Below are 23,018 nucleotides of genomic sequence, written 5' to 3'. Positions count from 1 at the left end.
GAGCGGATGTCAGGCCCTCAGGCCGCCCGCACCCCGGCCAGGAAGCGGCTCACCTCAACGTTCAGGTGCTCCGACTGCCGCGACAACTCGGAGGCCGAAGCCAGAACCTGTGCGGCGGCCGCGCCGGTCTCCTCCGCGGCGCCCGCGACGCCGGTGATGTTGCTCGTCACCTCACCCGCGCCGACGGCGGCTTGGCTGACGTTGCGGACGATCTCCTGCGTCGCCGCGCCCTGCTGCTCGACGGCGGCCGCGATCGTCGTCGTCACCGCGTCGATCTCGCGGATACGGCCGGTGATGCCGTCGATGGCCGAGACCGCCTGACCGGTCGCGCCCTGGATGCGGGTGATCTGGCCAGCGATCTCGTCGGTCGCCCGCGCGGTCTGCGCGGCGAGTTCCTTCACTTCCGCTGCCACCACGGCGAAGCCGCGGCCCGCCTCCCCGGCACGCGCCGCCTCGATGGTCGCGTTCAGCGCCAGCAAATTGGTCTGCGCCGCGATCGAGGAGATCAGGCCGACCACGTCGCCGATCCGGGACGCGGCCTGGCTCAGCTCCGTGACGAGCAGCGCGCTGCGATCCGCCTCGCCGACGGCGCCGCTCGCGATCTCCGCCGAGCTGCCGATCTGCCGGGCGATCTCGTAGACCGAGGCGCCGAGTTCTTCGGCCGCCGCCGCGACCGTGCCGACGTTGGAGGCCGCCTCTTCCGCCGCGGCCGCGACCGCGGTCGATTGCGCCGCCGTCTCGGTCGCGGTCGCCGTCATCGACGCGGCGGTGGCCTGCAACTCGGTGGCCGAGGCCGAGACCATGCCGGCGACGCTGCCGATGGTGCGCTCGAAACCGTCGGCGAGTTCGATCATGGTGCGGCGGCGCTCCAGGACCGCCGCCGCGTCGGCGATGCGCCTGATTTCGGCCTGCTCGGCGGCTCTCTCGGCCACCATCGCCTTGATGCCCTCGACCGCGCGCCCGACCGCGCCGATCTCGTCGCCGCGGCGCGCCTCGGCGATGTCGGCGTCGATGGCGCCGCCGGCCATGCGCTGGAGCACCGCCACCAGCCGGCCCATCGGCCGGGTCACGCCCGCCACCACGATCAGCCCGAGCAGGCCGAAGGCGAGGACGAGGCCGACACTCGCCACCGCCGTCATGGTCGTGGCAGCGGAGGCCGCTAGTTCCGTCGCCGCGTCGCGGGCGCGGCCGAGATCGTGCAGGTTGGCCTCGATCCGGCCCTCGATCGCCTGATTCAGCTTCATCCGGGCCGGCCGGACCTCGTCGTAGGAGACGTGCGCCGCCTCGTCGCGCCGATGGTGCAAGCCGAGCGCGACCGAGCGCTCGGCGGCGGTGAACACCGCGGCGAGCTGCCCGCTTATGCCGACCAGCGCCGCTCGCCGTTCCGGAGAATCGGCCAGTTCGATGAGGTGATCCATCGCTGTCTCGGCCTTGCGGCGCGAGGCCCGGAAGCGCTCGTGCTGGGCCGCCATCACGGCCTCGTCGGTTTCGATGATGATGTTCTTCTCGGCGATCACCGCTTCGTCCGTGGCGGCGGCGACCTGAAGCGCGCCGATGGCGCGGGCGCCGCGCACGTCCACCACGTCGCGGGTGACGCCGGCCAGGGTGGCGATGTGGCCGTGCGCCAGGACGACGATGCCTATGGCGACCAGGGCGGCGAGCGCCGCCGGCAGGGCCAGCTTTCCGAGCAGGCGGAGATTGAGGAACCAGCTCATGATCGATGGCGAGGGACAGTGCGGCGATCCGGCGGTGCCCTGGACCGCGGTGGATGATGTGTTGTCGATCGGATCGCGTTAACAGGAAATGATAGTTCTCGCGGAGACTTCATAACGTTTGCTAAGGCGCGGGACTTTGTACTGAGGGCGCGTTCCGGGCGCCTAAGTATCATATCAAATGATGGTGATTGCTGCGAAAGAACTTTTGCATTTCTTGGTCGATATGCGCCGCCAGCCTGCCTCCGGCATCGGCCGATCCCGGCGGTCGCTCGCACGTTGTCGGGTGAGACAGGCATGAGGCGGCGATGCTCGATCCCGAAATTTTCGACCGGCTCCTGAGCGAGGCGCAGGCGACGAGCGGCCCGCTGCATGCGGCCATCGCCGCCATCGGCCCGATCGCCGTCGCACCGCCGGTTCATGCCAGCGTGGCCGAACGGCTGTTCGTCGAGATCGTCAACCAGCAACTCTCGACCAAGGCCGCCTTCGCGATCTGGTCGCGGATCGAGGCCGCGGCGCAGACGCATGGGGCGACGCCGCGCGATCTGTTCGTGCCGGGCCACGAGGCGGTGCTGCGCGGCTGCGGGGTCTCGGCCAACAAGGTGCGGGCGCTCCACGCCGTGCGCGAGGCCGAAGCGCGCGGGCTGCTCGGAGCCGATCTCGGCCTGCTGCCGCATGCGGAGCGCTCGGCCGTGCTGTGCGGTATCCGCGGCGTCGGGCCGTGGACCGCCGACATGGTCGGCATCTTCCACTTCCTCGACCCCGACATCTGGCCCGCGGGCGACGTCGCGGCGGTGGGCGTGCTGCGCAAGCTTACGGGGCGGGACGACACGAATGCCGTCGCGGCGCGCTTTGCGCCCTACCGCTCGATCCTCGCCCGATACATGTGGCGTAGCCGCGACGCCGCCGCGCCCGCCGTCGCGGCGGCCTGAGCCGCCTCAGGCGCCTTCGAAAAACGGCCGAAAGTTCTCCAGCCAGCCGCGCAGCCACGCCTCGAAACCCTTCTGCGCGCCTTCGGCGTCCTGCGCGTGGCCCCAGGCGGCCTCAGCCAGCGGACTCCACCACGTCCACAGCCGGTTCGAGCCGTCGTACTCGACGAGGCCGACCTCGACCGGGCCGACATGGCCGGTGTAGCGCGGCATCGGCACGCCCGCCGAGCGGCTTTGTGTCCAAGTGATGGGAGAGGAAGCCATGCCCTCACAATGCCGCCGTAGCGGTTCCGTTCGCGTTGCACAAACGGAATGCCGTTCGTGTCCCGCATGCGCTTGACGCGGGCGAACGAGTCGGGCATCGGCGCGTTATCCGTCCGATGCGCCGTGTGGCCGCCGTACGGCTCCATAGGAACCACCGAACTCCATGCCCGACGACAGTAGTCGATCGACCACGCCGCCTCCGGCCCTTCGCGTGATCTGCGCCTGATCGTCCGATCCGGCTCACCCGCGACCGGCCTTTGGCGGCTGGTCCGACCCGAGGTGAGCCATGACTGACTCCACCGTAACCACTCGGCGTGTCCGCTCCCGTGCGGTCCGCCACAAGCGCAGCCGCCCGGCGGGTCTCGTCGTGGCGCTAATGATGGCGCTTGTCTTCGTGCCCGTGCTGGCCCTCCACGCCATCGCCCTGTCCGGAGCGACGCAGGAGGCCGAGCGCCCGGCCGAAGTCGCGAACGCCGCGCCGGTGAAGGCTCCGGCGGCCAAGAAGGTGCCGGGCTAAGCCAAGCGTGGGCCGGCGGCGGAGAGCCGCCGGCTTCCCATCCCGTCATTCCGGGGCCGCGCAGCGGAACCCGGAATCCACGACTGGCCGCGACGCCTGTCATGGCCGCGCATCGCGGGTGGATTCCGGGTTCGCCTGCGGCGCCCCGGAATGACGGCGGTGGATTTCCAGGGGATCGGGGCGCGGCTCCGATCACCGCCCGACCCGACTTTTGGATTGCGCTCCTTGCCGCGGCACCGTAACGGGGCCGCCCTCCCGGCAGACGAGAAGCGATCCCGATCCCATGGCGGCCTGCGGCCTCGATTTCGGCACGTCCAACACCACCCTCGGAATTGGCATCGGCGGCGCCCCGTCCCTGGTGCCGCTGGAGGGCGCGCACCGCACCCTGCCGAGCGCGATCTTCTTCGCCCCCGGCCGCGAGGCGCAGATCGGCCGCGCCGCGATCGATGCTTACGTCGAGGGCACGCCGGGCCGGCTGATGCGGGCGCTCAAATCCGTGCTCGGCTCCTCGCTCGTCGAGGAATCGACCCCGGTCGGGCGCGAGCGCATCCGGTTTCGCGATGTCATCGCCCGCTACCTCACGGCCGTGAAGGCCCGCGCCGAGGCCGAGGCGGGCATCAGCCTCGACGCGGTGGTCCACGGCCGCCCGGTCCACTTCGTCGACGATGACCCGGCCGCCGACCGCAAGGCCGAGGACACGCTGCGCCAGATCGCCGAATCGATCGGCTTCCGCCACGTCCGCTTCCAGTACGAGCCCATCGCCGCCGCCCTCGATTACGAGCGTACGGTGCGGGCCGAGGAGATCGCCCTGATCGCCGATATCGGCGGCGGCACCTCGGACTTTTCCATCGTGCGCCTCTCGCCCGAGCGGCACCGCCGGGACGACCGGGTCGAGGACATCCTGGCCAATGACGGCGTGCGCATCGGCGGTACCGATTTCGACCGCACCTTGAGCCTCGGCGCGGTGATGCCGTTGCTCGGCCTCGGCAGCCCGATGAAGCGGGGCGATCTCGCCGTGCCGAACGCCTACTTCCACGACCTCGCCACATGGTCGAGCATCAACCGGCTCTACAATCCGAAGACGCTGCGGGAGATCGACGAGGTGGTGCGCGACGCCGCCCGGCCCGAACTCGTCACGCGGCTGCGCCGGGTGGTCGAGGCCGAGCGCGGGCATTCGCTCGCCATGGCGGTGGAGGGTGCCAAGATCGCGACCTCCGACCAGGGCCAGGGCTCGGTCGATCTCGGCTGGGTCGAGCCGGCTTTGTCCGCGAATGTCGATCGCCCGCGGCTCGCCTCCCACACCGACGATCTGGCCCGCCGCATGGCCGAGCGGATCGGCCGCTGCCTCGATCAGGCGGGGCTCTCGGCCGAGCGCATCGACGCCCTGTTCCTCACCGGCGGCTCGACCGGCCTGCCGCATGTCCGCGCCGCGCTGATCGCGACCGTGCCGGACGCGCGGGTGGTGGACGGCGACACCTTCGGCTCGGTCGGGCTCGGGCTCACCCTGGAGGCGGCCCGCCTCGCCTGACGTCGCAGGACGGAACCGCCAGGGCGATCGCGCGGCTTCCCCTCGAAGGCCCGGCTCCGCTGGGCGATTCGAAAGAGCCGGATGACCGCCCTCCCCTTCGCGCCCCGCCGTCGCGGCACGGCCCTGCTCACCGTGCTGCTGAACCTCGCCACCGGCGGGTCCGTCCAGGCGCCGGGCAGTGGCGCGGGCACGGGCAGTTCGCAGGATACGAACATGTCGCGCGCCAGGAGCGGAAAGGAGCGATAGCGGCCTTTTGAGCCGCTCGTGTCGGTCGAACCCAGGCGCTCCCCTCCCGGCAAAGGGGAGGAGAGCGCCCACCGGGCACCGATCCGACCATATGTCCGGCCATCGGCGCCCGAGACATCCGTCGCCCGCGCCCATTCGGCTTTGCGCCGTCATCCCAGGATGATAGCAGCGGGCCATGAAGGGACGTCCTCCACATCGCGGCTCAGGCGGCAAAGGCTCTCCAGGCGGAAACCGCCCCCCTGGCAAGCCCGGCTTCGCCTCGCGGCCGGGCACCGGCCCGCGCACCTCCGCCCTGGAGGCCGCCAAGCGTGCCGCCCGCAACCGCGGCGAGGATGCGGGCGAACGCGCCCCGTGGGGTGAGGCGGACGATGCGCTGCCCCCCCGCCCGCCCCGCGCCCGCAAGCCGGCGCCGGACCGGGCCGAGGCGCCCCCGCCGCGCCGCCCGGCCTCCAAAGCCGCCGCCAAGGCGCCCTCCCCCGAGAAGGCGGCCCCGCCCGCCGGCCCGACCCGGCGCGAGCAGCGCGCCGCCGCCTCGGCGACGCTGGCGAGCGGCGTGCAGACGCTCACCGTCGATGCCGACGAGGCCGGGATGCGTATCGACCGCTTCCTCAGCGTGCGGTTTCCCCAGCTTCCCTTCACCCGCGTCCAGAGCCTCGTGCGCAAGGGGGAGCTGCGGGTCGACGGCAAGCGCGCCAAGGCCGCCGACCGGCTGGAGCCGGGCTCTTCGGTGCGGGTGCCGCCGCTCAAGCTCGATCCGCAGGCCGAGCGCCCGCGCAGCCCGACCAAGGCCGCGAACGACGCCGAGTTCATCCGCTCGCTGATCCTCTACGAGGACGCGGAGATGATGATCCTCAACAAGCCGTTCGGGCTCGCCGTGCAGGGCGGCTCCGGCACCGTGCGCCACGTCGATGGCCTGCTCGAAGCGCTCACCGCGCCGGACGGGCAGCGCCCGCGCCTCGTGCACCGCCTCGACAAGGACACGGCCGGCTGCCTCATCGTCGCCAAGACGCGGCTCGCCGCCGCGACGCTGGCGAAAAGTTTTCGCTCGCGGGCGGCGCGAAAGATCTACTGGGCGCTTGTGGCCGGCGTGCCGCGCACCCGGCAGGGCCGGGTCTCGACCTACCTCGCCAAGGACGAGCCGACCGATGCCGACGCCCGCATGCGGGTGGTCAAGCACGGCGACGACGGCGCGAGCCACGCGCTGACCTATTACGCCACCGTCGATCAGGCGGCGCAGAAGCTGGCGTGGCTCTCGCTGAAGCCTGTGACCGGCCGCACCCACCAGCTCAGGGCGCACGCCGCCCATATCGGCCACCCGATCGTCGGCGATCCGAAATATTTCGAGGTCGAGAACTGGGAGCTGCCCGGCGGCATCCAGAACCGCCTCCATCTGCTCGCCCGCCGGATCGTGATCCCGCATCCGCGCACCGGCCAGCCGGTCGATGTCAGCGCGCCGCTGCCGCCGCACATGGCTCAGAGCTGGAACCTGCTGGGATTCGACGCGTCCCGCTACGACCCCATCGTCGAGGCGCCTGAGGCCTGAGCCGCCCTCCCGACCTTGGAAAGCCGGACCGCCGCCATAAGTCGTGGCGGCGCGTGTTGCGTTGCCCGAGACAGGCGGCCCGAAACGTCGCCGATGCCGCGTGGACGGGTGCGCGGCGAGATGATTGTATTCGCCCGAACGGGATTCGAGAGACGGCGAACGCCGCCTCGCCCGTCCGTACCGCCGGCCGCGGCTGCATCGAGGTCAGGACCGCATGAGGCTGCCCACGCTGATGTCCCTCGCGCTCGCCGCGTTCGTGAGCGGCGCCATGCCCGCCCTCGCGGCGCCGCCCGAGGGGCAGCCGACCGAGCGCCCGGCCGCCGAGCGGACGCAAGCTGCGGCCACGCCCGCCCAGAACGTGGCGCGGGCGGGCGAGCGGCGGCGGCGCACCTCCTACGCGGCCTGCAATCGCGAATCGCATCGGCGCAACCTCTATGGCGGCGCGCGCCGCCGCTTCCTCATCCGCTGCCGCCTCGGCTATGAGCGGCGCCCCGGCCCTTCCGCCCCGGCGCGCCGACCGTGACGGGAAGCGCCCCGTCGTGGTGAAGCTCGTCGTCTTCGACGTCGACGGCACCCTCGTCGACAGCCAGCATCTCATCGTCGAGGCGCAGCGCCGCGCCTTCACCGAGCATGGGCTGGTGCCTCCGCCCCGCAAGGAGGCCCTGTCGGTGGTCGGCCTGTCGCTGCCCGACGCCTTCCGGCGCCTCGTCGGCGAGGCCGGGCCGATCGAGGCGCTGTCGATGAGCTATCGCCGCGCCTTCCAGGCCCTGCGGATCGATCCGGACTACGAGGAGCCGCTGTTTCCCGGCATGGCCGAACTGGTCGCCCGGCTGCACGGGCGCACGGACGTTCAGCTCGGCATCGCCACCGGCAAGTCGCGCCGCGGCGTCGATCACCTCGTGGCCGCGCATGGCTGGGTCGGGTGGTTCTCCACGATCCAGACCGCCGACGACGCGCCCTCCAAGCCCGATCCGACCATGCTGCGCCAAGCCATGGCGGAAGCCGGCGCCGAGCCCGGCATGACGGTGATGATCGGCGACACCACCTTCGACATGCTGATGGCGCGCGATGCGGGCGCGGCGGCCGTCGGCGTCGCCTGGGGCTACCACGCGCCGGGCGCCCTGTTCGGCGCGGGCGCGGTCACCGTGGTCGAGACGGCGGAGGCGCTGGGCGACCTGTTTTCCGGCCCCCTCGACGAATCGGACGCCGCCCCGGTGACCGAGCGCTTCGGCGCGCGCTGAAGGCTCGCGCACGCGCGGCAAACCCCTTATCTGCGGGGCATGAGCAGCACCGACGACGACGTGACCCGCGATTGGCTCGGCGATACCGGCGAGGCCCCCCGCCCCGACCCGCAGCGGGCCGCCCGCGCCGGCAGCACCCCGGCCCTGCCGAAGCGCTTCTATAAGGAAGCGGGCTTGAGCCAGACGGAGGCCGGTCATCGCCTCGTCCTCGACGGGCGCGGCGCCAACACCCCCGGCCGCCGGCCCCTCGCGGTGCCGTCCCGTGCACTCGGCGAAGCGCTCGCGGCCGAATGGGCGGCGCAAGTCGAGACGATCGACCCCCGCACGATGCCGCTGACCCGCCTCGTCAACACGGCGATCGACGGTGTCGCCGATCGCATGGCGGAGGTCGCCGCCGACCTCGCGGCGTTCGCCGCCACCGACCTGATCGCCTACCGCGCCGATGCGCCCGACCGCCTCGTCGCCGAACAATCCGCGGCCTGGGACCCGCTGGTCGACTGGGCCGGCGAGACGCTCGGAGCGCGCCTGTTCCTCGCCGAGGGCGTGATGCATGTCGAGCAGCCCGAAGCCTCGGTCGCGGCGCTCCGCGCGGCGGTCCAGGCCGTGGACGATCCGTTTCGCCTTGCCGCGCTCCATACGCTGACGACGCTGACCGGCTCCCTGGTGATCGGGCTCGCGGTCCTGCACGGGCGCCTCACCGCCGATGCGGCCTGGGCGGCGGCGCATGTGGACGAGAGCTATCAGGCCAGCGTCTGGGGGCCCGATGCGGAGGCGCAGGCGCGGCTGGCGCATCGGCGGACGGAGTTCGATGCCGCCGCGACCGTCGCGTCCCTGGCATAGGCTCGGACGGATTCGGGGCGTCGGAGCCGACCCGAGAGACGACATAAGTGCGATCGTATAACAGGATCGCGGCAGCATCGGACGTCACGGCGTCCGGTCCGGCGAGGGAAAAAATGTCCGAGATCAGTCTTGAGCCGCGATCCGCCGACGAGTCGATCGGACGCGCCCAGGAGGCCGACCGTGCCGGAAAGGTCGAGGAGGCGCGCCGGCTCTACGCGCAGGGCGCCAGGACCTACCCGGACCTGAAGGACCGCTATGGACACCCGGTCTTCCTCAAGGAAAGCCTGCGCATGCTCCTGCGGCGGCGCCTCTGGGACGAGGCGGAAGCTCTGGCGGCCGAGATCGCGGCGGTCGGTTCGGCGTCGTGGTCGGAGCGGCTGTTCGCCCGCGCCTACGCCACGGCGGGCGACCGGCCGATGGCGGCCCGGCATTGGGCCCGCATCGTCGCCGTGAAGCCGGACGATCGGGAGGCGCTGGACTGGACCGTCGGCGTCCTGCGCAAGCTCGTCGTCAAGCGGTCGCGCGCGCGCCTTTCGCCGGACATCCTGTTCCCGATTTTCGCGGAGTGGAACAAGGCGAGCTTCCCGGTCTTCTGGAAAATCTATCTGGAGGTGTTCGAGAAGCTCGAGGATCTGCCGAGCGACCCGATCAAGGGCATTCTCGTCCGGGTGCTGTTCGACAGGGCCCTGGCCGAGAACGACCACGACAAGATCGCCTTCCTCATCGACACGCAGATCCAGCCGCTGCTGTCGGCGTTCGATCACGTCGATTATGCGCTGCGCCGGTTCCTGTATCGGCACGAGGATCTGTATCGGCATCTCCTCACGCGATCCATGGCGGCGACCGAGGATGCCGGCGTCCTGGCGCGCCTGACGCGGGCGGCCATCACCAGCATCAATCCGGAGCTGGCCCGGGAGGGGGCGCTCCGGGTGCGCCGGAGCGTGGCGGCTTCGCGCGCGCAGGAGCGGTTCGACGCCGCCCTCTTGTCGGCGGATGCCTGCCTGTGCGCCAACAAGCCCGACGAGGCGCTGCAGCATTACCGGCAGGCGGGCGAGATCGCCCCGGGTTCGATCATCCCGACGCTGGGCTGCGCCGCCGTCCTGTTGGATCGGGGCGAGCTTGGCGCATGCGCGGACCTGCTCGACCGGGTGGCCACCGAGATGCCGCGGCCCGACCGGTTCATGCTGCCACAGTTGATCGATCACGCCCGTCATCGGATCGCGCGCCCGGCTGCCGCGGACGCCGCATCGCTCGACGTCATCGTGTTCTCCCACGCCACGGAGAAGATGAAGCGCAACCGGCATCTCGCCCCGCCGAGCCCGCGGATGATCGCCGGAATCCTGGGCGAGGCCTCCGCCCGCGCCACCGGGACGGATCGCTACCGCGCGACGATCATGTACGACCATCGCGACACGCCCCTGAGCTGGGAATACCTCGGCAACCTCGACGAGGCCGCGGCGCAGGCGCAGGCCACCATCGTCGTGAACCAGCGTTTCGGCCTGAGGCGGCAGTGGATCGACGGCCTTGCGAAGACCGACGGCGCCTTCGTCGCGATCATCGAGCAGGATCACCACCTCCTCGGCAACTGCCCGGACTGGGCCACGCTGATCGCGCTGTTCGGGCGGCGTCCCGACGTCTCGTACATCCGGCTCAACCGGCGCCGGAACGTGCGGCGCGTCCTCGACTGCTCCCTGTACCAGACGCCTCGCGACGTCCGGGATGGCCTGACGCGCACCACGTTGCATTCCAATACGCCGCACGTGATGCGCCGGAGCTTCTACGAGGACATCGTCCGCCCGATCATCGAGAGCGACATGTTCTTCGACGGCCAGAACGGCGGCGCGGCGGGCGTGGAGGAAACGATCAACCGGGTGATCCGGCAGATCAACCGGCACCTGGGCGAGCCGATCACCTCCCGGCTGCTCGGCATGACGCTCTGGGGTGATCTCGACGGCCCGCCGACGACGCAGACGCTCGGTTTCTGAGGCTTCGCGCCGGCGTCACGCCGTCGACGCGCTCGCATTCGCCCGATAGCCGCCGCCCGCCGCGAGCGAGCCGGCATTCGCCTCGCGCAGCTTCGCGGCGGCCTCGTCGTAGAGGAACGGCAGGAAGGCGAAGCGGCGGCCTTCCGTCACCCGGGAGACGGCGTGGAGCAGCGCGCAGGGAAAGATCACCGCGCCGCCGGGCGGGGCCTTGAAGCTGCGCTTGCCATATTCCGGAAAGCTGACCTCGCCGCCCTCGAACGCCGCGTTGAGGTTGATCGAGACGGCGAAGCGACGATGCGCCGTGCCGCGGGTGGTGTTGTCGCGGTGCGCCCGGAAATGGCCGCCGTCCTCGGCCGCGTAGCAGGAGACGATGTAGCGCTCCATCCGGGTCGCGTCGAAGTGGAAGATCTTCTTGATCTCGTGCGCGACGCGGCGCCGGATGCGGGCCTGGATCGCGCCGACCAATGCTGAGTCCTCGACCGTCACGTCCCGGCGGCGCTTGTGCGCGGGGTCGTGGACCAATGTGGTCTTGCCGTCGACCTCGCGCATGAAGCCGGACTCCTCGCCGCCCTGGCGCTCGTAGAGAGCGATCAGGTCGCGGCAGAGCGCGGGCTCGAACACGTTCGGCAGGATGAGGATCGGCGGCGGCACCTCGAAGCCGGCGAAGCGGTCGGGTGGCGGCAGGCGGGCGAGCTCGGAAAACAGGGTCTCCCGGTCGCTGCCGTCGCGGGTGAACGGGATGCGGGCGAGGACGCGCAGCGTCGGATCGAGCACGAGCCAGAACGGCCGGATTTCCACCGCCGACCCGGCCTGCGCCTCCCGCGGGACGGCGCCGTAGAGGCGCGACACCTGCCAGTCGAAATCGAGGAAGTGGCGGATGCCCGGCAGGTCGTCGCGGATGCGCGCCTCGCTGCGGTCGGCGGGGTCGAGACTGACGCCGAAGAACGAGATGCGCTCGTCGTCGAACAGGGTACGGCTGCGCGCGATCGAGGCCAGCGCCGCCTGGCCCGCCTCGCTCCCGGCCGAGCCGTAGAAGCTCAGCACGATGTAGCGGCCCGCCGCCGTATCGAACGTGTAGCGCGGGTTGCCGGTGCTCGCTTGCGCGAACCAGGGCGCCGGATCGCCCGGCGACAGCACGACGTAGGACATCTGGGGATCGGCGGACGCGCTCATCGGTGACTTTCTCGGGCGGCTCTCGTTCGCAAACCGTCGCACCACCCTCGGGCGAGTACACTGGAATCATCGCACGCCGCGCCCGTGCTCGCCAAGCATCGGGCCCGGCGCTTCCGTAGTCCGCAAAGGCCGCCTCCGACGTTCGGAGCCCGACGGGGAATCCGGGGGGATCACCGCGGCCATCCCGGCAAAGCCCCGTTTCCGCCGACAGGGCCGCGTGCTAAGGGCGATTCAGCGAGGCAAGGTCAAGCTCATCGGCTTCATCTTGCATTCAAAAGACAAACTGCCCGCAGGGAGGCTCCTCAGGACCATGAAGGACATTCTCGAGAAGCTTGAGGAGCGTCGCGCCCAGGCCCGCCTCGGTGGCGGTGAGAAGCGGCTCGAGGCCCAGCACAAGCGCGGCAAGCTCACCGCGCGCGAGCGCATCGAACTCCTGCTCGACCACGGGTCGTTCGAAGAGTTCGACATGTTCGTGCAGCACCGCTCCACCGATTTCGGCATGGAGAAGCAGAAGGTCTCCGGCGACGGCGTCGTCACCGGCTGGGGCACCGTCAACGGGCGCACCGTGTTCCTGTTCTCGAAGGACTTCACGGTCTTCGGCGGCTCGCTCTCGGAAGCGCACGCGGCCAAGATGGTCAAGGTGCAGGACATGGCGCTCAAGATGCGCGCCCCGATCATCGGCATCTTCGACGCTGGCGGCGCCCGCATCCAGGAGGGCGTGGCCGCGCTCGGCGGCTACGGCGAGGTCTTTCGCCGCAACGTGATGGCGTCGGGCGTCATCCCGCAGATTTCCGTCATCATGGGGCCCTGCGCGGGCGGCGACGTCTACTCGCCGGCCATGACCGACTTCATCTTCATGGTGCGCGACACGAGCTACATGTTCGTCACCGGCCCGGACGTGGTGAAGACCGTCACCAACGAGGTCGTCACGGCCGAGGAACTCGGCGGCGCCAAGGTCCACACCTCGAAGTCCTCCATCGCCGACGGCTCGTTCGAGAACGACGTCGAGGCGATCCTGCAGATCCGCCGCCTGCTCGACTTCCTGCCTGCCAACAACATCGAGGGCGTGCCGGAGATCGAGAGCTTCGACGACGTCGAGCGCCTCGACAAGTCGCTCGACACCCTGATCCCGGACAACCCGAACAAGCCCTACGACATGGGCGAACTGATCCGCCGCGTGGTGGACGAGGGCGATTTTTTCGAGATTCAGGCCGCTTACGCCCGCAACATCATCACCGGCTTCGGCCGCATCGAGGGCCGCACCGTCGGCTTCGTGGCCAACCAGCCGCTGGTGCTGGCCGGCGTGCTCGATTCGGACGCCTCCCGCAAGGCCGCCCGCTTCGTGCGCTTCTGCGACAGCTTCTCGATCCCGATCGTTACCTTCGTTGACGTGCCGGGCTTCCTGCCGGGCACTGCGCAGGAATACGGCGGCCTGATCAAGCACGGCGCCAAGTTGCTGTTCGCCTACACCCAGGCGACGGTGCCGCTCGTCACCATCATCACGCGCAAGGCCTTCGGCGGTGCCTACGACGTCATGGCGTCCAAGCACGTCGGCGCCGATCTCAACTACGCGTGGCCGACCGCGCAGATCGCGGTGATGGGCGCCAAGGGCGCGGTCGAGATCATCTTCCGGAGCGAAATCGGCGACCAAGAGAAGATCGCGGAGCGGACGAAGGAGTACGAGGACCGCTTCCTCTCGCCCTTCGTCGCGGCCGAGCGCGGCTACATCGACGAAGTCATCATGCCCCACTCCACCCGCAAGCGCATCGCCCGCGCGCTCGGGATGCTGCGCACCAAGGAGATGGAGCAGCCCTGGAAGAAGCACGACAACATTCCGCTGTAAGCGGGCTGTTCGACGCTCATCCCACCAAATCCCTCATCCTAAGGTGGCGGCGCGCAGCGCCGCCCTCGAAGGAGCGCTCCAGTGAGTCGCGCGATTCATTGGAAGCCTCCTTCGAGGCCGCTTCGCGGCATCTCAGGACGAGGGTGAGTGTCGGTAGAAGCCGCTTCGACGCGCTACTCCGGCACCGCCGCCACGCACAGCCGCACCGCCGCGTCGAGTTCGAGGTCGCGCGGGTCGCCGATGTTCACCGTCTCTTCCAGGCAGCGGATGAAGTAGTCGCGGTCGAGCCGCGGCGAGAGCGCCGAGAACGACTTGGCGAGGCGGTTGGCGAGGTCGATCCGATCCTGGCTCGACGCGCGGCGATAGGTGCTGAGCTTGTCGGTCACCGACAGCCGCGCCTCCGCGACCGCCGTCAGACCTCCCAGGAGACCGCAGGCGAGAAGCATCGTGCGGGTCCGGCGAAGCCGAGCCGTCGAGGGTTGAGCGCGGGTGGTCGGCATCGGCGATCCTGATCGGCCCCCATAGATGGGGAGCCGACAATTTCCACGCGGGACCGAGGCCCGGTCAATGGCAATCGGTCAGCCAAAATTGCCCGCCCGGCTGGTCTTCAACGCCGGGGCGGCGCCCGTGAGCCGGCGCTTGAGGCGCACCAGGGCCTCGCGCTGCAATTCGCTCGGCGCCGAATGGGCCGAGGCGACCTGCGTCAGCATCTCGACGAAGTGCAGCCGTTCGTCCTCGGTCAGCCGCTCGCGGAACAGCGGCACCAGCGGGTCGGCCACCAGCGAGAACGGGCGGCGACCTTCCGTGTAGCGCCACGCCCGCTCGAAGGTCGCCGAGATCGCCTCGACCTGAAGCGGGTTCTCCATCAACTCCAGAATGCGGGTCTTCTCGGAGGCCGTGACCGGGCTGCCGGTGCGCACGATCTGGATCATCAGGATCACGGCGGCGAGCCGCACGTCGTTCACCCGTTCGAGCGGCGTGCCGATCAGGCCCTGGATCGCCGACTTCGCCCGGCGCTGGAGCCCCTTGGTGTCCCGATCGACTTCCCGAATCTGCTTCACGGTGCCATGCGCCCGCAGGACCCAGAACAGGATGCCGGCCAGGACGGTGATCGCGACGATGAGGACGGGCAAACGGCATCTCCGCACGCCCGGATTGGGCGAATCGGCGGCAAATCCAGCACAGCCGGAAGCCCAAGGTCAAACCGCAGTGGTCGATCCAAGAATGACGGAAGAAGAGGGCGTGGTGGGCGCGACAGGGATCGAACCTGTGACCCTTCGCGTGTGAAGCGAATGCTCTCCCGCTGAGCTACGCACCCGAGCCCCGACGTGCCGCTCGGGAAAGGCGGCACGGGCGCCGCAAACGCGGCGTGAGGGCCGTATACGTTGGGTCGCGGCGCTCGTAAAGCGCCTTGTTCGCGGGAATGCGGCCTGTCCGATTTGTCCGCCGGCTCGCCTTGTCCTGTCCGACGAATCGGACTAGTGAGCCGAACCGTACCGTACAGTACGGCTCCGACCCACGGTCCATGTCCGCCAGCGCCGCCATCCTCGACACCCCGTCCGAACCGCCGTCCCTGCGCCAGCAGGCGGTGCTCGATGCGGTTCTGTCGCTGATCGTCGAGGGCGGCGACCCGCTCACCATGGATGCGGTGGCCCGGCGTGCCAGCTGCTCCAAGGAGACGCTGTACAAGTGGTTCGGCGACCGAGACGGGCTGCTGAACGCAACCGTGCGCTGGCAGGCCTCGCGGGTCCATGCCGGGCGCACCGAGATCGACGCCCTCGACGCCGCGACGCTCAACAAGAACCTGCGCGACTTCGCCGAGTCCTGGCTTTCCGTGATCGCGAGCCCGACCTCGGTGGCGCTCAACCGCATCGCGGTGGCGCATGCGGGCTCGCACAAGAGCAACCTCGGCGCCATCGTGCTGGCCAACGGCCGTGTCGCCATCGGCGCTCGGGTCAAGCCGGTGCTGGAGGCCGGCCGCGCCGCCGGGCTGCTGGCGTTCGAGGACACCGAAGCGGCGTTCCGGACCTTCTTCGGTCTGGTCGGCCGCGACATCCAGATCCGGCTCCTGCTCGGCGACGCGCTCCCCCTCGACGCCGCCGGCATCGGACGCGACGCGGCGCAGGCCGTGGAGCAGTTCCTGGCCCTCTACGGCCGGGCGAACCCCTGACCCCAACCCACGAAGAAGAGAGGACACCCCCATGCGCGTCTATTACGATCGTGATGCCGACCTGAACCTGATCAAGGGTAAGAACGTCGTCATCGTCGGCTACGGCAGCCAGGGCCACGCCCACGCGCTCAACCTGCGCGATTCCGGCGTGAAGGACATCGTCATCGCGCTGCGCGAGGGCTCGGCCACCGCCAAGAAAGCGGAGCACGAGGGCTTCAAGGTCATGAACGTCGCCGACGCCGCCAAGTGGGGCGACGTGGTGATGATGCTCACCCCCGACGAGCTGCAGGGCGACATCTACAAGGAGTCGCTGGAGCCGAACCTGAAGCAGGGCGCCGCCCTCCTGTTCGCCCACGGCCTCAACGTGCACTTCAACCTGATCGAGCCGCGCAAGGACCTCGACGTGCTGATGGTCGCCCCGAAGGGCCCCGGCCACACCGTGCGCGGCGAGTACCTCAAGGGCGGCGGCGTGCCGACGCTGATCGCCATCGCCCAGGACGCCTCGGGCAACGCCCACGACCTCGGCCTGTCCTACGCCTCGGCCAACGGCGGCGGTCGCGCCGGCATCATCGAGACGACCTTCAAGGAGGAGTGCGAGACCGACCTGTTCGGTGAGCAGGCCGTGCTCTGCGGCGGCCTCGTCGAGCTGATCAAGGCCGGCTTCGAGACCCTGGTCGAGGCGGGCTACGCCCCGGAGATGGCCTATTTCGAGTGCCTGCACGAGGTGAAGCTGATCGTCGACCTCATCTACGAGGGCGGCATCGCCAACATGAACTACTCGATCTCGAACACCGCCGAGTACGGCGAGTACGTCACCGGCCCGCGCATCGTGACGCCCGAGACCAAGGCCGAGATGAAGCGCGTCCTCAACGACATCCAGTCGGGCATCTTCACCCGCAACTGGATGCTGGAGAACAAGGTCGGCCAGACCTCGTTCAAGGCCACCCGCGCCAAGCTCGCCGCCCACCCGATCGAGGAGGTCGGCGCCAAGCTGCGCGGCATGATGCCGTGGATCTCCGAGAAGGCCCTCGTCGACAAGAGCAAAAACTGATCTCTTGCGAGTTGCAGGCCGTGCTTCGCTCGGCCTGACCGTTGAGATTGAGGCCGGCGCCGCGAAAGCGGCGCCGGCCTTTTTCGTGCGGCACGGCGGGCATTTTGCCCTTCGCCGGCGGGCCGCCGACGTGCCAAAAGGGCCCCGCCCGCGAAAAGACGGGTCGGACAGGGAGAACGAGAATGGAATCGCTCTACAGCGAGGAGCACCGCGCGCTCCAGGACAAGTTCGAGACCCGAAAACTCGCCGACTTCCTCGACAAGCACCACGTCCAGCCGGCGATCGGCGATCAGGACCGCGCGTTCATCGAGAGCCGCGACCTGTTCTTCCTCTCCACCGTCGATCCGGACGGCAACCCGACCGTCTCCTACAAGGGCGGCCCGACCGGCGTGGTGAAGGTACTGGGCCCGAACGAACTCGCCTTCCCCGGCTTCGACGGCAACGGCATGTTCCTGTCGATGGGCAACGTCGCCGGCCAGGGCAAGGTCGGGCTGCTGTTCATCGATTTCGAGACGCCCCACCGCCTGCGCGTCCAGGGCACCGCCCGGATCGTGCGCGACGATCCGCTGCTCGCCGAGTGGGCCGAGGCGAAATACGTCGTGCGCGTCGATGTCACGAAGGCCTGGGTCAACTGCCCGCGCTACATCCACAAGCACACCAAGCTCGAGCAGAGCCGCTACGTCCCCAAGCCCGACGCCGAGACCCCGCTCGCCCAGTGGAAGCGCCTCGACATCGTCCAGGAGGTCATCAGCGACGAAGACAAGGCCCGCGTCGCGCAGGAAGGCGTGCTCGATCTCGACGCCTACGGCGCCAAGGTGATGCGGGGCGAGGGCTGATCAGGCGCCGAGCAGCCGGCGCCCGGATCGCCCTGCGGTTCAGACCGCCCGCAGGGCCGGCCCGCGGCGGACGAAGCCGACGATGTCCTTGACGGCGTCCAGCGTCGGCGCCGCGATGGCCTCGGCGCGGCCGGCACCGTCGGCCAGCACGGCGTCGATATGGGCGGGATCGGCCACGAGCCGCTTCATCTCGGCGTTGATCGGCGCCAGGGTTTCGACGGCGAGATCCACCAAGGCCGGCTTGAAGCTGGAAAACTGCGCGCCGCCGAAATCCTTCAGCACCTCCTCCCGGGTGATGCCGCGGAGCGCCGCGAAGATGCCTACCAGATTGTCGGCCTCGGGCCGGCCCTTGAGGCCCTCCACCTCGGACGGCAGCGCCTCCGGGTCGGTCTTGGCCTTGCGCACCTTCTGGGCGATGGCGTCGGCGTCGTCGGTGAGCGCGATGCGCGAATACTCGGACGGGTCCGACTTCGACATTTTCTTCGTACCATCCCGAAGCGACATCACCCGCGCGGCCGGGCCACCGATCAGCGGTTCGGTGATCGGGAAGAACTGCTCGCCATGGCCGTGCGCCTGGATCGACGGACCGAAATCGTTGTTGAATTTCTGGGCGATGTCGCGGGTCAGTTCGAGATGCTGCTTCTGGTCCTCACCGACGGGGACATGCGTCGCCCGATAGGCCAGGATGTCGGCGGCCATCAGCACCGGATAATCGTAGAGGCCGATGCTCGCGTTCTCGCGGTCCTTGCCGGCCTTGTCCTTGAACTGCGTCATGCGGTTGAGCCAGCCGAGACGGGCGACGCAGTTGAAGATCCAGGCCAGTTCCGCGTGCTGCGGCACCTGGGACTGGTTGAAGACGATGGAACGCTTCGGATCGATGCCCGCGGCGAGGAAGGCGGCGGTGACTTCGCGGATCTGGCCGCGCAGCGCCTGCGGGTCTTGCCACAGGGTGATCGCGTGTAGATCGACCACGCAGTAGAGGCACTGCGCGTCGCGCTCCTGCATCTCGACGAAGCGCTTGATCGCGCCGAGATAGTTGCCGAGGTGCAGGTTTCCGGTCGGCTGGACGCCGGAGAAGACGAGTTCGTTGAACGCGGCCATCGGCTCGGGTCCCAGGTGCAGGCCGGGCCGAGGCGATCTCGCATCCCGTTCGAAGGGGCGTTCTCTGGCCCGCCGGTGCCGCCGGGTCAAGGCGAGGGGTTGAGTAGGAGGCAGATGCCCCACCGTCATTCCGGGGCGCGAAGCGAACCCGGAATGACGGCGTAGGAGACGGCGAGGAGCGTCCTCGCCGCCCGTCTCTTCCTACAGGCTCGCTTCCTCGAACGCCCGCACCCACTCGGCGCAGATGCCGGAGCGGACGATGTCGTCCAGGGTGAACTCCACGATCGGAATGTTCATCATCCGACTCTTCACCAGATGGATCACGGTGCGAAGCCCCGAGGTCTCGCGCAGGTCGGTCTGCGAGACGTCGCCGTTGATGATGACCTGACAATCGTCGCCGATGCGGGTCAGGAACATCTTGATTTCGGGGGTGGTGGTGTTCTGCGCCTCGTCGAGGATCACGAGGCAGTTCTTGAAGGTGCGCCCGCGCATCACCTCGAACGGCACCACCTCGATGTCGCCGGCCTTGACCGCGACGTCGAAGGCACCCGCGCCCATCCGCTCCTTCATGGTCTCAGTCAGCGGGGCGACCCAGGGGGCGATCTTCTCTTCCAGCGTGCCGGGGAAGAAGCCGAGGGATCGGCCGGAGGGGACGTTGGGGCGGGTGATGACGACCTTGGCGATCCGGCGCTGGCGGAGCTGGTCGGCGGCGCGGGTGCCGGCGATGAAGGTCTTGCCGGTGCCGGCGGGGCCCAGGACGATGACCTGGGGCGAGGTGGCGAGAGCGTCGAGATATTGGCCCTGTCGATCGGTCAGGGGCTGGATCGGGGCGGGATTGCGTTCCTCGTCGAACCGGGTCCGATGCATCCGGATCGGTCGGTCCTCAACCAGTTCAAGCCGTGCGCGTCGTCTCTTCATGGATCAACACTCCACCTGACTCGTGCGTGACTTCAGCAGTCTCGATGTCTCAACCGGCCTCGACTGTCCTAAAACCCCCTGAAGATTGTACAGCATCACGGCCAAGGCCGCTCCAGCGATTGCAAGAGCAAAGCCAACCCTGGCGAGTCGGTTCCACGCCCGCGATGAATCGTTGTGGATGCGTCATTGTAGTCACGCTGCTCCTCCCGCGAAGCTTTTCAGCCGCGGGCGACGGTGGCGTGACGGGTGAGCGAAGAAGCGATGACGCGGCCCTTTTCGGACCGGAGCCGGCGGATCGGGACGATCCAGGCATCGTCATCGCGGGCGTCGCCCTCCTCGGGCGAGCGGACCGCCGGCGGAAACGCCCACCGGCCGGAGGCTTCAACCGGGCTGGAGGAAGCTCTCGAGGACCATCTTCCGGCCGGCCTTGTCGAAGTCAACGGTGAGCTTGTTGCCGTCGATGCCCGCGACCGTGCCGGGGCCGAACTTAGTGTGGAAGACCCGCGCGCCGTTGGCGAAAGCCGACGCGGTGGCGGTGGATTTGGCCACCAATTCGCCCTCGATCTCCCGCGGGCCGCCCGAGCGCCCGCCGCGATTCCCGCTCCCGAAATTGCCGGAGGTGTTGGCCTGCGCCCGCTGCCAGCCGGGCGTGCCGTAGGACGAGCCGAACGGGGCCGGGTTGCGGTCGAACCGCGAGGCGCCCGCCGAGAAGTGGGCGGGGGCCTCGATCACGTCCACGGCCTGGGGCGGCAACTCGTCGATGAAGCGCGACGGGATCGTCGAGGACCACATCCCGTGGATGCGTCGGTTGACCGCGAACGACAGTTTTGCGCGCTTGCGAGCCCGTGTCAGCCCGACATGGGCCAGCCGCCGCTCCTCTTCGAGCCCGGCGCGCCCGCTCTCGTCGATGGCGCGTTGGTTGGGAAACAGGCCGTCCTCCCAGCCGGGCAGGAACACGGTGTCGAATTCCAGCCCCTTGGCGGCGTGCAGCGTCATCAGCGAGACGCGGTCGGCACCTTCCGCCTCACTGGCCTCCATGACGAGCGAGACGTGTTCGAGGAAGCCCGCCATGTCCGGGAATTCCTCCATCGAGCGGACGAATTCCTTGAGGTTCTCCAGCCGCCCGGCGGCGTCGGCCGAGCGGTCCTTCTGCCACATCTCGGTGTAGCCGGACTCTTCGAGGATCGTCTGCGCCACCTCCGGGTGCGGCTTCGATTCCACCAGCCGGGTCCAGCGCGAAAAGCTCTCGACGAGGCCGCGCAGCATCGAGCGGGCGCGGGGCTTCAGCTCGTCGGTCTCGATCAGCTTCCGGGCCGCGGCCAGCAGCGGGATGCGGTCCGCGCGGGCGAAGGCGTGAAGCGTCTGCAGCGTCGCGTCGCCCAAGCCGCGCTTGGGCGTATTGAAGATGCGCTCGAACGCGAGGTCGTCGGCCCCGTTCATGGTGACGCGCAAGTAAGCCAGAGCGTCGCGGATCTCGGCCCGCTCGTAGAAGCGCGGGCCGCCGATCACGCGGTAGGGCAGGCCGACCTGCACGAAGCGGTCCTCGATCTCGCGCATCTGCGCCGAGATGCGCACCAGCACCGCGATCTCGGAGAGCGCGTGCTGCTTGCGCTGGAGCGACTCGATCGATTCGGCGATCTGGCGCGCCTCCTCTTCCGAGTCCCAGGAGCCGGAGACGGTGACGGGCTCGCCCGCCTCGTCCTCCGTTCGAAGCGTCTTGCCGAGCCGGCCCTCGTTCTTGGCGATGAGGCCGGAGGCGGCGGCCAGGATGTGGCCGGTCGAGCGGTAGTTGCGCTCCAGCCGGACCACGGTGGCGCCAGGAAAATCGTGCTCGAACCGAAGGATGTTGTCGACCTCGGCCCCGCGCCAGCCATAGATCGACTGGTCGTCGTCGCCGACGCAGGCGACGTTTTTTCGGAGTTGCGCAAGCAGCCTGAGCCAGAGATATTGCGCGACGTTGGTATCTTGGTACTCATCGACTAGGATATATTTGAAGCGATCCTGATAATTACGAAGAATGTCCGGGTTCTCGCGCCAGAGTTTGAGGCAAAGGAGCAAAAGGTCGCCGAAATCGACCGCGTTCAGGGTCGCGAGCCGCGCCTGATAGGCGGTGTAGAGCGCGCCGCCCTTGCCGAAGGCGAAGGCCTGCGCCTCGCCCGCGGGCACCTGCTCCGGCGAGAGGCCGCGGTTCTTCCAGCCGTCGATGGTGTGGGCGAGCGAGCGGGCCGGCCAGCGCTTCTCGTCGATGTTCTGATCACCGATCACCTGCTTCATCAGCCGGATCTGGTCGTCGGTGCCCAGAATCGTGAAGTCGGATTTCAGCCCGACCAGCTCGGCGTGGCGGCGCAGGATCTTGGTGCCGATGGCGTGGAACGTGCCGAGCCAGGGCATCCCCTCCCCCGCCGGCCCGATCAGCGCACCGATGCGGTGCTTCATCTCGCGGGCGGCCTTGTTGGTGAAGGTCACCGACAGGATGTCGTAGGGCCGCGCCTTGGCGGTCGCGATCAGGTGGGCGATGCGCGTCGTCAGCACCCGCGTCTTGCCGGTTCCCGCACCCGCGAGCACGAGAACCGGGCCTTCCGTCGCCTCGACGGCGCGGCGCTGCTCCGGGTTGAGGCCGGTGAGGTAGGACGCGCCCTCGGGTCGCAGGGCCGCCATCGCGCGGGCGGCGATCGAGGCCGGAGGGGAGCCCGGCTCGCTGTCACGGTCTTGCATCATGCGCGCATCCCTGGACCAAAAGGCGAACGCCGTCGAGACCCGCCCCGGAACCGCCCCCCACCCTCGGGCGTCACACCCGACGAGACTAATTCTCTCTTCCACAAGGACCCGCGAGGCCATGAACGCCCCGAAACCGAATGCCTCGACACTGCGCGTTCTAACGATCGCCTTTTTCGCGCTGCTCGCCTGTCTGACGGCGGCGGAGGCCCAGGTTCTCGGCCAGGGCCGCACCGGCGGCACCAACCGGATGAACCAGAATTTCGAGGTTCAGAACCAGAACCGCAATTTCCAGCAGCGCCAGTCGCTGGAGAACAGCGCGATCCGCAATCAGATCCAGCGAGCCCCGCTTAACCAGCCGCCGCCCGCCGGGCCCGGATACATCCGGCGCTGAGGGTCGGACCGC

Annotated in this window: 21 protein-coding genes and 1 tRNA gene; 13 read left to right on the top strand and 9 right to left on the bottom strand. The window is 69.3% G+C overall.

Annotated elements, in window-relative coordinates; all coding sequences use genetic code 11:
- Nucleotides 1–17 precede the first annotated feature (17 nt).
- Nucleotides 18–1,715: a methyl-accepting chemotaxis protein gene (locus ASG52_RS18515; protein WP_056246523.1), complete on the bottom strand. Its 1,698-nt coding sequence runs from the start codon at nucleotides 1,713–1,715 to the stop codon at nucleotides 18–20.
- A gap of 305 nt (nucleotides 1,716–2,020) precedes the next feature.
- On the opposite strand from ASG52_RS18515, the gene ASG52_RS18510 reads away from it, so the two are divergent.
- Nucleotides 2,021–2,644, top strand: coding sequence for a DNA-3-methyladenine glycosylase family protein (locus ASG52_RS18510; protein WP_056246519.1), 624 nt, complete (start codon nucleotides 2,021–2,023; stop codon nucleotides 2,642–2,644).
- Between the two features lie 6 nt (nucleotides 2,645–2,650).
- On the opposite strand, the gene ASG52_RS18505 is transcribed toward ASG52_RS18510, so the two are convergent.
- A complete protein-coding gene (locus ASG52_RS18505) occupies nucleotides 2,651–2,905 on the bottom strand; it encodes a hypothetical protein (protein WP_056246516.1) in 255 nt (84 codons plus the stop codon).
- A gap of 286 nt (nucleotides 2,906–3,191) precedes the next feature.
- Between ASG52_RS18505 and ASG52_RS18500 the strand changes: the two genes are divergently transcribed.
- From ASG52_RS18500 to ASG52_RS18470, 7 genes are all read left to right on the top strand, one after another.
- A complete protein-coding gene (locus tag ASG52_RS18500; RefSeq protein WP_056246513.1) occupies nucleotides 3,192–3,422 on the top strand; it encodes a hypothetical protein in 231 nt (76 codons plus the stop codon).
- Between the two features lie 283 nt (nucleotides 3,423–3,705).
- On the top strand, nucleotides 3,706–4,950 hold the full coding sequence (locus tag ASG52_RS18495; RefSeq protein WP_056246510.1) for an Hsp70 family protein: 1,245 nt from the start codon (nucleotides 3,706–3,708) through the stop codon (nucleotides 4,948–4,950).
- A gap of 421 nt (nucleotides 4,951–5,371) precedes the next feature.
- The gene (locus ASG52_RS18490) at nucleotides 5,372–6,739 is read left to right on the top strand and encodes an RluA family pseudouridine synthase (RefSeq protein ID WP_056246507.1); all 1,368 of its coding nucleotides are present in this window, start codon (nucleotides 5,372–5,374) and stop codon (nucleotides 6,737–6,739) included.
- A 214-nt stretch (nucleotides 6,740–6,953) separates the two neighbouring features.
- Entirely contained in the window at nucleotides 6,954–7,262 is a 309-nt protein-coding gene (locus tag ASG52_RS18485) for a hypothetical protein (RefSeq protein WP_056246504.1), read from the top strand.
- A gap of 16 nt (nucleotides 7,263–7,278) precedes the next feature.
- Nucleotides 7,279–7,980: an HAD-IA family hydrolase gene (locus ASG52_RS18480; protein ID WP_056246633.1), complete on the top strand. Its 702-nt coding sequence runs from the start codon at nucleotides 7,279–7,281 to the stop codon at nucleotides 7,978–7,980.
- A gap of 39 nt (nucleotides 7,981–8,019) precedes the next feature.
- Nucleotides 8,020–8,820, top strand: a complete 801-nt coding sequence (locus tag ASG52_RS18475) for an ATP12 family chaperone protein (RefSeq protein WP_056246499.1) — start codon at nucleotides 8,020–8,022, stop codon at nucleotides 8,818–8,820.
- Between the two features lie 113 nt (nucleotides 8,821–8,933).
- The gene (locus tag ASG52_RS18470) at nucleotides 8,934–10,805 is read left to right on the top strand and encodes a tetratricopeptide repeat protein (protein WP_056246496.1); all 1,872 of its coding nucleotides are present in this window, start codon (nucleotides 8,934–8,936) and stop codon (nucleotides 10,803–10,805) included.
- Between the two features lie 15 nt (nucleotides 10,806–10,820).
- On the opposite strand, the gene ASG52_RS18465 is transcribed toward ASG52_RS18470, so the two are convergent.
- Nucleotides 10,821–11,978, bottom strand: coding sequence for a 2OG-Fe(II) oxygenase (locus ASG52_RS18465; protein WP_200945634.1), 1,158 nt, complete (start codon nucleotides 11,976–11,978; stop codon nucleotides 10,821–10,823).
- 310 nt (nucleotides 11,979–12,288) lie between these two features.
- Here ASG52_RS18465 and ASG52_RS18460 point away from each other — a divergent pair, with 310 nt between their 5' ends.
- Nucleotides 12,289–13,821 carry an acyl-CoA carboxylase subunit beta gene (locus tag ASG52_RS18460; protein ID WP_056246493.1) on the top strand — a complete coding sequence of 511 codons (1,533 nt, stop codon included), beginning with the start codon at nucleotides 12,289–12,291 and terminating at the stop codon, nucleotides 13,819–13,821.
- Nucleotides 13,822–13,994: 173 nt separating this feature from the next.
- On the opposite strand, the gene ASG52_RS18455 is transcribed toward ASG52_RS18460, so the two are convergent.
- The 3 genes from ASG52_RS18455 to ASG52_RS18445 form a co-directional block, all read right to left on the bottom strand.
- Nucleotides 13,995–14,267 carry a hypothetical protein gene (locus tag ASG52_RS18455; protein ID WP_286159098.1) on the bottom strand — a complete coding sequence of 91 codons (273 nt, stop codon included), beginning with the start codon at nucleotides 14,265–14,267 and terminating at the stop codon, nucleotides 13,995–13,997.
- Nucleotides 14,268–14,399: 132 nt separating this feature from the next.
- Nucleotides 14,400–14,954 (bottom strand): tellurite resistance TerB family protein, encoded by a 555-nt coding sequence (locus ASG52_RS18450; protein ID WP_056246491.1) that lies wholly within the window; start codon nucleotides 14,952–14,954, stop codon nucleotides 14,400–14,402.
- A 110-nt stretch (nucleotides 14,955–15,064) separates the two neighbouring features.
- A tRNA-Val gene (locus tag ASG52_RS18445) sits at nucleotides 15,065–15,139 on the bottom strand.
- Between the two features lie 207 nt (nucleotides 15,140–15,346).
- On the opposite strand from ASG52_RS18445, the gene ASG52_RS18440 reads away from it, so the two are divergent.
- The 3 genes from ASG52_RS18440 to ASG52_RS18430 all read left to right on the top strand — a co-directional run bounded on the left by ASG52_RS18440 (nucleotide 15,347) and on the right by ASG52_RS18430 (nucleotide 17,878).
- Complete coding sequence (locus tag ASG52_RS18440; protein ID WP_056246487.1) at nucleotides 15,347–15,991, top strand: TetR/AcrR family transcriptional regulator; 645 nt, start codon at nucleotides 15,347–15,349, stop codon at nucleotides 15,989–15,991.
- A gap of 31 nt (nucleotides 15,992–16,022) precedes the next feature.
- Nucleotides 16,023–17,042 carry a ketol-acid reductoisomerase gene (gene ilvC / locus ASG52_RS18435; protein ID WP_056246484.1) on the top strand — a complete coding sequence of 340 codons (1,020 nt, stop codon included), beginning with the start codon at nucleotides 16,023–16,025 and terminating at the stop codon, nucleotides 17,040–17,042.
- A 182-nt stretch (nucleotides 17,043–17,224) separates the two neighbouring features.
- Nucleotides 17,225–17,878, top strand: coding sequence for a pyridoxamine 5'-phosphate oxidase family protein (locus ASG52_RS18430; RefSeq protein ID WP_056246482.1), 654 nt, complete (start codon nucleotides 17,225–17,227; stop codon nucleotides 17,876–17,878).
- 39 nt (nucleotides 17,879–17,917) lie between these two features.
- On the opposite strand, the gene trpS is transcribed toward ASG52_RS18430, so the two are convergent.
- The 3 genes from trpS to ASG52_RS18415 all read right to left on the bottom strand — a co-directional run bounded on the left by trpS (nucleotide 17,918) and on the right by ASG52_RS18415 (nucleotide 22,615).
- Nucleotides 17,918–18,979, bottom strand: coding sequence for a tryptophan--tRNA ligase (trpS, locus tag ASG52_RS18425; RefSeq protein WP_056246479.1), 1,062 nt, complete (start codon nucleotides 18,977–18,979; stop codon nucleotides 17,918–17,920).
- A 201-nt stretch (nucleotides 18,980–19,180) separates the two neighbouring features.
- Nucleotides 19,181–19,897 (bottom strand): PhoH family protein, encoded by a 717-nt coding sequence (locus ASG52_RS18420; protein WP_056246476.1) that lies wholly within the window; start codon nucleotides 19,895–19,897, stop codon nucleotides 19,181–19,183.
- Between the two features lie 381 nt (nucleotides 19,898–20,278).
- Nucleotides 20,279–22,615, bottom strand: coding sequence for an ATP-dependent helicase (locus ASG52_RS18415; protein WP_502691085.1), 2,337 nt, complete (start codon nucleotides 22,613–22,615; stop codon nucleotides 20,279–20,281).
- Nucleotides 22,616–22,733: 118 nt separating this feature from the next.
- Between ASG52_RS18415 and ASG52_RS18410 the strand changes: the two genes are divergently transcribed.
- Nucleotides 22,734–23,006 carry a hypothetical protein gene (locus ASG52_RS18410; protein ID WP_286159097.1) on the top strand — a complete coding sequence of 91 codons (273 nt, stop codon included), beginning with the start codon at nucleotides 22,734–22,736 and terminating at the stop codon, nucleotides 23,004–23,006.
- Nucleotides 23,007–23,018: the final 12 nt, after the last annotated feature.

This window comes from Methylobacterium sp. Leaf456 (assembly GCF_001425465.1).
In the GTDB taxonomy this organism is placed as follows: Bacteria; Pseudomonadota; Alphaproteobacteria; order Rhizobiales; family Beijerinckiaceae; genus Methylobacterium.
This window is presented reverse-complemented; position numbering and strand designations above follow the sequence as displayed.

Bases quoted from the DNA above. Each gene is read 5' to 3' on its own strand.
- ASG52_RS18455 (WP_286159098.1), bottom strand. From the start codon at position 14,267: ATGCTTCTCGCCTGCGGTCTCCTGGGAGGTCTGACGGCGGTCGCGGAG.
- ASG52_RS18460 (WP_056246493.1), top strand. From the start codon at position 12,289: ATGAAGGACATTCTCGAGAAGCTTGAGGAGCGTCGCGCCCAGGCCCGC.
- ASG52_RS18465 (WP_200945634.1), bottom strand. From the start codon at position 11,978: ATGAGCGCGTCCGCCGATCCCCAGATGTCCTACGTCGTGCTGTCGCCG.
- ilvC (WP_056246484.1), top strand. From the start codon at position 16,023: ATGCGCGTCTATTACGATCGTGATGCCGACCTGAACCTGATCAAGGGT.
- ASG52_RS18495 (WP_056246510.1), top strand. From the start codon at position 3,706: ATGGCGGCCTGCGGCCTCGATTTCGGCACGTCCAACACCACCCTCGGA.
- ASG52_RS18510 (WP_056246519.1), top strand. From the start codon at position 2,021: ATGCTCGATCCCGAAATTTTCGACCGGCTCCTGAGCGAGGCGCAGGCG.
- ASG52_RS18505 (WP_056246516.1), bottom strand. From the start codon at position 2,905: ATGGCTTCCTCTCCCATCACTTGGACACAAAGCCGCTCGGCGGGCGTG.
- ASG52_RS18515 (WP_056246523.1), bottom strand. From the start codon at position 1,715: ATGAGCTGGTTCCTCAATCTCCGCCTGCTCGGAAAGCTGGCCCTGCCG.
- ASG52_RS18410 (WP_286159097.1), top strand. From the start codon at position 22,734: ATGAACGCCCCGAAACCGAATGCCTCGACACTGCGCGTTCTAACGATC.
- ASG52_RS18490 (WP_056246507.1), top strand. From the start codon at position 5,372: ATGAAGGGACGTCCTCCACATCGCGGCTCAGGCGGCAAAGGCTCTCCA.
- ASG52_RS18475 (WP_056246499.1), top strand. From the start codon at position 8,020: ATGAGCAGCACCGACGACGACGTGACCCGCGATTGGCTCGGCGATACC.
- ASG52_RS18440 (WP_056246487.1), top strand. From the start codon at position 15,347: ATGTCCGCCAGCGCCGCCATCCTCGACACCCCGTCCGAACCGCCGTCC.
- ASG52_RS18500 (WP_056246513.1), top strand. From the start codon at position 3,192: ATGACTGACTCCACCGTAACCACTCGGCGTGTCCGCTCCCGTGCGGTC.
- ASG52_RS18415 (WP_502691085.1), bottom strand. From the start codon at position 22,615: ATGATGCAAGACCGTGACAGCGAGCCGGGCTCCCCTCCGGCCTCGATC.
- ASG52_RS18485 (WP_056246504.1), top strand. From the start codon at position 6,954: ATGAGGCTGCCCACGCTGATGTCCCTCGCGCTCGCCGCGTTCGTGAGC.
- trpS (WP_056246479.1), bottom strand. From the start codon at position 18,979: ATGGCCGCGTTCAACGAACTCGTCTTCTCCGGCGTCCAGCCGACCGGA.
- ASG52_RS18470 (WP_056246496.1), top strand. From the start codon at position 8,934: ATGTCCGAGATCAGTCTTGAGCCGCGATCCGCCGACGAGTCGATCGGA.
- ASG52_RS18430 (WP_056246482.1), top strand. From the start codon at position 17,225: ATGGAATCGCTCTACAGCGAGGAGCACCGCGCGCTCCAGGACAAGTTC.
- ASG52_RS18420 (WP_056246476.1), bottom strand. From the start codon at position 19,897: ATGAAGAGACGACGCGCACGGCTTGAACTGGTTGAGGACCGACCGATC.